The sequence below is a fragment of the Pectobacterium brasiliense genome, assembly GCF_013449685.1.
Classification (GTDB): Bacteria; Pseudomonadota; Gammaproteobacteria; order Enterobacterales; family Enterobacteriaceae; genus Pectobacterium; species Pectobacterium brasiliense_A.
The window spans coordinates 1-219 of record NZ_JACDSF010000152.1 but is presented as its reverse complement, the minus strand read 5'-3'; the positions used below and the strand labels follow the sequence as shown (position 1 = coordinate 219).

Here is a 219-nt window from a genome sequence, read left to right as displayed (position 1 = left end):
GTTCCGGGATCGGTACTGGCTGCTAACGGTGATGTGAGTGCGACCGTCACCACACGCGATACGGCGGGCAATGTCACGACTGCGAATACCGGTCACACTTACGGCGTGGATACGGTTGCACCAGTCGCGTCAATCTCTGTCGATAACGTCACGTTCGATAACGTGATTAATGCGACCGAGTCCGGCCAGACCATTGCTGTGACAGGCAAAGTCGACAAC

1 protein-coding gene is annotated in these 219 nt (G+C 56.2%); it reads left to right on the top strand.

Going from position 1 to position 219, the window contains the following annotated elements:
• Positions 1-219 (top strand): hypothetical protein (locus H0248_RS21785; protein WP_180787459.1); only part of this gene is annotated, 219 nt, incomplete at both ends.